The sequence below is a fragment of the Gemmatimonadota bacterium genome (assembly GCA_016719105.1).
Taxonomy (GTDB): domain Bacteria; phylum Gemmatimonadota; class Gemmatimonadetes; order Gemmatimonadales; family Gemmatimonadaceae; genus SCN-70-22.
Map to the genome: position 1 here is coordinate 23,520 of JADKAQ010000036.1, position 6,222 is coordinate 29,741.

The 6,222-nt window shown below is 65.4% G+C and carries 5 protein-coding genes and 1 pseudogene; all 6 read right to left on the reverse strand.

The features are described 5' to 3' along the window. Nucleotides 1-955: 955 nt before the first annotated feature. The 6 genes and pseudogenes from IPN47_23525 to IPN47_23550 all read right to left on the reverse strand — a co-directional run bounded on the left by IPN47_23525 (nucleotide 956) and on the right by IPN47_23550 (nucleotide 5,860). The gene (locus tag IPN47_23525) at nucleotides 956-1,102 is read right to left on the reverse strand and encodes a hypothetical protein (protein MBK9410963.1); all 147 of its coding nucleotides are present in this window, start codon (nucleotides 1,100-1,102) and stop codon (nucleotides 956-958) included. A 360-nt stretch (nucleotides 1,103-1,462) separates the two neighbouring features. Then, entirely contained in the window at nucleotides 1,463-2,233 is a 771-nt protein-coding gene (locus IPN47_23530) for a hypothetical protein (GenBank protein MBK9410964.1), read from the reverse strand. Then, on the reverse strand, nucleotides 2,230-2,583 hold the full coding sequence (locus IPN47_23535) for a hypothetical protein (GenBank protein MBK9410965.1): 354 nt from the start codon (nucleotides 2,581-2,583) through the stop codon (nucleotides 2,230-2,232). Before IPN47_23535 ends, IPN47_23530 begins: the two co-directional genes overlap by 4 nt. 643 nt (nucleotides 2,584-3,226) lie before the next feature. Then, a complete protein-coding gene (locus IPN47_23540; GenBank protein MBK9410966.1) occupies nucleotides 3,227-3,538 on the reverse strand; it encodes a hypothetical protein in 312 nt (103 codons plus the stop codon). Continuing rightward, a pseudogene (locus tag IPN47_23545) lies at nucleotides 3,535-3,699 on the reverse strand (transposase). Before IPN47_23545 ends, IPN47_23540 begins: the two are co-directional and overlap by 4 nt. A 364-nt stretch (nucleotides 3,700-4,063) precedes the next feature. Next, on the reverse strand, nucleotides 4,064-5,860 hold the full coding sequence (locus IPN47_23550) for a hypothetical protein (protein MBK9410967.1): 1,797 nt from the start codon (nucleotides 5,858-5,860) through the stop codon (nucleotides 4,064-4,066). Nucleotides 5,861-6,222 lie beyond the last annotated feature (362 nt).

Consider the following 6,222-nt stretch of genomic DNA (forward strand, 5'->3'; position numbering starts at 1 on the left):
GGGTGGTGCCAAACAGGGCGACGTAGGCCCGCACGAAGAGTCCGGCGAGGGAAGGCGCAGCCGCTTCGCCCGTGTTCCGCTCGCTCACTCGCACGAACGGTGTCCCGAGGCAGACCAGTCCGCTCATACTCCGCTGCCGGACAGGGTCCCGCAGCGCACCCAGCGCTACGTTTCCACCGTGACTGTGTGCAATGATGAAATGCCGGGCATCGGGGTGCGCGCCGAGTCCTTCATCGAGCGTCCGTGCGAGATCGGCAGCTGCGTGACGACGGTCCGCGTTGCGGTTTCGCCCGGTCCATTCGAATCGACGGGCAATCAAAACTCCGTCCAGCGCCCCGCGTAGCGCCGTGCACAGCGCGCCGGACTCCTGGATCCACTCCGACTCGGTATTCGCGAAGGTCCCGTGTACGAGCGTGACGACCGTCTTCATCCCGGGACCTCAGCGCGTGGATTGGCGCTCGTACTCATCTGCGGCGCGCCGGGTCTCGTTAGGCCACTCGCCCAGGCTTGAAAGGTGCGGTCACCGGCTGCTCCCTCCCTCCACACGCGCCACGCCTCCCCGCGGCTGCACGGAGTGAACCGCTGCAGAGACCACGGGCGGGCCAGGCGTAAGTCACGGCTCCACGCGCCGCCGAGGAATGCGACCGCATTGCTCGCACGGAGTCGCCCGAACCAACCGCCGCGCGAGTGGAAGTTGATCCCCGGTGTGTGATGCGTTAGCCCACGCACTCGACGCCAGTCGCAGGTCCGCCGCGTCCATGATACGGGGTCGATGTTGACCAGCAATCCTACGCGGGCATCCGGCATACGGGGCAACTCGTACGCCGTTTCGCCCTTCCTGCCCTTCCTGCCGGCCGTGCGGAAATAGCTTTGCGGCCTGAAGTCACCAGCACTCAACAGCAATTCCGGTCGTTCCCCCTGGGTACCCCTCATCGACCACCTCTCCGGAGTGCTGCTACTTCGCCACGACTCGGACCCCGAACACGGCGACCGGAAGCGGCTCGATGGATGCCCGGGACCACCAACGCTCCACGCCGACTTCCAGCGAGAGTGGACCGGCGAAGGACTGTCCCCAGTCCTTTCCCACCCGAAGTCCGATCATCGAGCCATGGTATCCAAACGAGGGATCCGAGGGCGAACGACGCCTCGCGTAGTCGCTCCAGGCCGTGCCAACATCCAAGCGACCGATCAGCGAAGACGCACCGTTGTCACCGTGTTGTGCGCCGAAATCGAGAGTAACCCGGAGGCTCCACATACGTGGCATCGAACACATCGAGGTCACGCGCCACGAGAACGCCCAGTAGCGGGCGCAGCTCTGTCCAAGAAGCCGGAACGCGCCGTTGCACTGAGGCGAACCACTCATTCCCCGTTCGATCCGGCCCCTCGACGCCAAAGTGACGGCGGGTCGCGCCAACGTTCAGCTCTCCCTGCTCCGTGTCGAGCTTGAATCGGTAGGCAGCGCCTACTTCGACGACATCCGCGCGTTCGATCGACGCGCGATTGGCAACCAGGTCGCCGCCGATGCTCTCAGGAGAACCGCGTGTCGGTCCTGCTTCCCATCGATCTCCCACAGTGCCAGATGCAGCGTCGCACTAGGCACAGACGATCCAAGATCGAGCCCCGCCACGCTCGCGTCGAGCGAATGGCCAGTTCCAGCGAGTCGATACGCAGGACGCTCGGTCCCAGCAGACCGCGCCCCACAACCGTCGTTGCGGCTGGGGAGGCGCGCCCAAGCTCGCTTGTCTGGGCGTCGGTGCGCTGACGAGGTGTCACCGCGCACAGAAGCGCAACGCACAGCACGAGTCGAGTCGGCGCCATCATGCGACCGTCCCTCAAAGCCGCTCCGCGCGCCTTCCTCACGCCCGGCAGGAGCTGACTGACCGTGGCGAGGGAAGCGCTCGGCGAGCGCCTGAAACGACTGGCGTGTTGGATGAATCTCGTTCTGCCAATCGTCGAGCCCCGCGAGCGTATTCCGCAGGTCGACGTGCGCGAAGAAGCCTGCCTTCGTGACGGCGAGCGGTGTCAGGACCGAGTCGTTGAACTGATCGATCATCACGCGCGCGATGGCGTGCTGAAGCTTCGGATCGTTGATGCCCAACCGTACCATCTCCGGAAAGACCCAGGACCAGGCCCAGCCCGTTCCGGGGAAGATCTTCACGGGACGATTGGACGGGTAGAAGTAGTCATAGCCATGCGCGAAGATCGGGCACAGCGGCCTGATCTCGTCGATCAAGTATCTCGTAGGACGTGAGGATCGTTGCCAGCATCGGGCTCCACTGCGCTGTTGCGAGGTAGTCCTCCGGGTTCGAGGTTCGGGTCGTAGGCCAGAAGCGCACCGCGCAACTCCGAGCCGACGATATCGTTGCCGCCACCACTGAAGAACAGAAAGACGGGGCGTTCCGCCTGTACCACCTTCTTGAGGGCGCGAATCGGCGCTGCGCCCTTCGATGCACCCACCATGTTGGCGACTGTGTCGCCTGACGACTCCAGTCGCTTGAGGGCGAATCGGTGCGTGTCGTCGATGCGATCGATGAGGTTCAGGTATAGTTCGTAACTAAACCATGAATCTCCTTCCGTGATCACCGGCGAGAGTCCATACTCCCGGGCCTTGCGGTAGCGTGCTTCTCGCTCGGACGCCTGGTATCGAGCCAACTTCCCCTCCCCACACAGACGCGTGGCGCGCGGATCTATCCGCGGTTGGTTGTTTGTCTCACGTGCGCGATCATGATAGCACGTGAGAACACTCGTCGAGGACGGTCTCCAGGCAGCCGCGCTTTCTCTTCGTCCCCGATGTATGGCAACGCGCGGTCCGGCAATGGTATACGCTTGAGATCGTCAGTGCTTCCAAGGACTGAACAAGCGTAGGGCAGCGATGCCATGCACCTCTGATGGTCTCCTCACCTTGGGTGCGGCAACCGGCCGTTCTGATCGGCGCTCGACGTCGCCTCGTTCGGGCGAACACATGGGAACCCTGAGAGGGGCGCCTTGGGAGAAACAAACGGACATCTCAACCGGGGCGAGTCCTCCACGGGCTTTGCTCACTGCCCGCAATACCACGCCAGCCTCGGCGCCATTGAAACGATGCTGCGGCACGAGCGCCAAGCACTCGCGCGTGTGCCGATCGATCATCGTCAGCACGCGAATCTTCTCGCCCGGCAGCAGGACGTCATGGACGAAGTCCATCGCTGATTCGCGGCCGTCAGCTGCGCGGCGGCGGAGCGCGCCGTCACGGTCTTCCGCTTCTTCGGACGCCGGCGTGCCAGCTGCAGTCCTTCCGAGCCGTATAGGCGCCGCACCCGCGTGATGTGACGGTCCACCCTTCCCGCCGCAGCAGCAGGTAGAGTCGCCGGTAGCCCCAGCTGACCCGGGCGCCGGCCAGCTCCCGCAATCGCGCGCGAAGCGGCATCTGCGACGGCCGACAGGAGCGGTACATCACGAGCGAGCGCGCCACCCCCGTGGCGTGACACGCGCGCCGTGTCGAGAGCTGGTAGGCCTCCGCGGCCCAGGCCACCAGTTCCCGATTCGCTGTCGGCGTCACCACTTTCGCTTGAGCGCCTCGCGCAGAATGGTCTTGTCGAGCGACACCTCCGCGACGAGCGACTTCAACTGCCGGTTCTCGTCGCGCAGCTGCTTGAGCTCGCGCACCTCGCTAACGCCCAAGTCGCCAAAGCGGCGTTTCCAGCGGTAGAACGTCGTCTCGGTCTTGCCGAGCTAGCGACAGATATCCACGGCGGGCGTGCCGGCCCCCGCCTGCCGCAATGCCGCGACGATCTGCTCTTCGGTGAACTTGCTCGACCTCATTGGCTCCTCCGTTGCTCGCACGGTGGGGCCGGATCGATCGGCTGTCAGAACGGGAGTACACCTGGTCCAACCTACGGGGAGCCCCGCCCAAGGCCCCGACCCGGTGCTCACGATGCGTCGCAGTGATGCATTCGTTGACAATCTCAGCCAGAAGGCGTTGTCGGTCCGAGATGACGCGGACTCTTCAGCCGTGGCCGTCAGTAGTCCAAAAGCGTATACGCGACGACGACGCATACGACCAACGGGAGCATGCCAAGCATCATCAGCGCCATCGTCGCACCGAATGCGTTGTAGAGCATGGCAGGATGCGCGCGACGACGCTGAATGACGGTGAGGGAAAGTCCGCAAGCGTGGCCACGTCCTGCCCGGGTAAGTGGCGCACGCGCACCGCGAGCCTCGCGCGCGTGCAGTTACCGCCGAGCTTCCAGACGCGGGGCGCATGCTCGACGCACCCTCGCGCCACGGCGGCCTCGACGACGGCCTCCGCATCGAAGTACGGGTCGGTTTGATACTTCCAGTTGACGTCACTCAAGTCGAAGGTCCTTTGCCGGCGCGTGCGTCCATCGACGTAGCGCACCGTGATGCTGTCGGAGCGCACGGCCACGTCAAGGCCTTGGTCGACCCGCATCGACCATTCTACCTCTCCGGTGGTCAGTGTCCCGTAGGTCATCAGCTCCGTAATCGCATGCTGGCGATTGAGGATGTCGCGCCCGAGCGTCGCAAGCATCCACGCCGCGCCGAGCGACAGCACCCCACCCGCGACGAGCGCGGCCCGTCGGCGGATCAGCCGCAGGGTTCGGCGCACCGGCAACAGCGCACGTGGTCGGCGGGTCGGCACTCTGTACACGACTCGCTCTTTCGATGCCGGCGCGGGAGCCAGCGTCTCCCACACACCGCTCACCACGTCGAGGACCTTCTTGTCCGACCAGTAGTTCGGGTGAGCGGTGAGGATGCGTGACCACTGCCCGGTGCTGTGGTCCTGTCCACTCCCTGAAAGCGCGAGGGCAAGATTGCCGCCGACCTGGTCGAACGGTCGGTAGACATTGAGCCACCGAAACGTCGCCATCCGCCCGGCCACGTGCGACGCCGCAGCTGCGCAGCCCGGCGGGAAGAGCTCGCCGGTCCAGAAGCGCATGAAGAATCGCCGCAGCGGGGACCCAAGCGTCACGAGCCGCACGTGATGCGACCCGTCCCACGATGGACTGTTTGCGAGGCTGTCGAGGGCGACGACCGACCCGAGGCTATGCCCCACAACAACGATCTCTCCTTCGTCGCCTCTGTCGATGAGCGGGGCGATTTCCGCAGCGAGTCCTCGCTGGATCCGCTCGCGATAGTCGGGCTCACCCAAGTACATCGCCACGTCCAGCACGATCTTCAAGGCGCCGCCCGCGATGCTCGCCGCGGTGGTTGTCAGGAAGTACAGGAGCGCGACACTGAATGCCAACGCGCACGCGAAGACCACCACGCCTCGTTGCTCTTCCAGGATCGTCCAGTCCAACAGCCCAGCCACGAGCAGCGTCACGATCATTACGGCACCGACCAGCTCGACGCGATCTTTGCGGAGGTGCACCCACGGGATCGCGAATGGTACCGCGGCGGCTGCCACGAGCGGCTGCAACCCGAGCAGGACCAGCCCCCGCGCGGTCACGAGAAGCGCGGATAGGCGCCGTTCGACCACGGCGATCGCCGTTGCGATGGCGAGTGCCGACATAGCACACATCGCGCTCGCCGCCACGAGTGCCCGGGCGGCACCCCACATGATGTCGCTGGAAAGCTGCGCCGGCGCTCCCAACAATGCAGCGCTCACTTCCGCGGCAAGCAAGGCCGCACCCATCGTGCACACCATGAGGACCGCCAGCACCAAGCAGAGATGCGCGCCTTGAATCAATCCGCACTGGATGGCCGCCCAGCGACCAAAGACGACGCGGCTCGAGCCTCGCCGATGGAATCCGACCACCGCGGTGCGCGCGATCGCCCGAGCCGCCCGATGCGCGACCCATCCGTGCAGCGCCTCGGGGCCGGTGGGATGGTCGACGAGCACGTTCCAGTTGAACTCCACGGCAGGTGCATCCACCTGCGCGTCACGGAGGATCTGCTCGACGGCTGCGGCAATCGATCCAGGTGCCGGGTTGCCGACACCGTGAATGAGCACGGCACGTCGCCCCGCCGGCCGATTCTGCGGGATCACCGGTTCGAGAGGGCTCGAGGGAGCGCGAGAAGGATCGAGGGTTTCGCCAAGCTCCCCGTTGGCACGATCGCCGCCGTCTCAACCATTCGGGGCACCGCGCACGGGAACACACACGCGGTTTCGCGCGATCGGGAACACGCGGAGTGCCGCTGGGAAGCGTCCACCTCGCGCGCCGTCGTCTTCAACCATCGGACGTCCTCCGCCTCCACCCATCCCCACCTCCTCAAGACTCC

Bases quoted from the DNA above. Each gene is read 5' to 3' on its own strand.
- IPN47_23525 (MBK9410963.1), bottom strand. From the start codon at position 1,102: ATGATCGGACTTCGGGTGGGAAAGGACTGGGGACAGTCCTTCGCCGGT.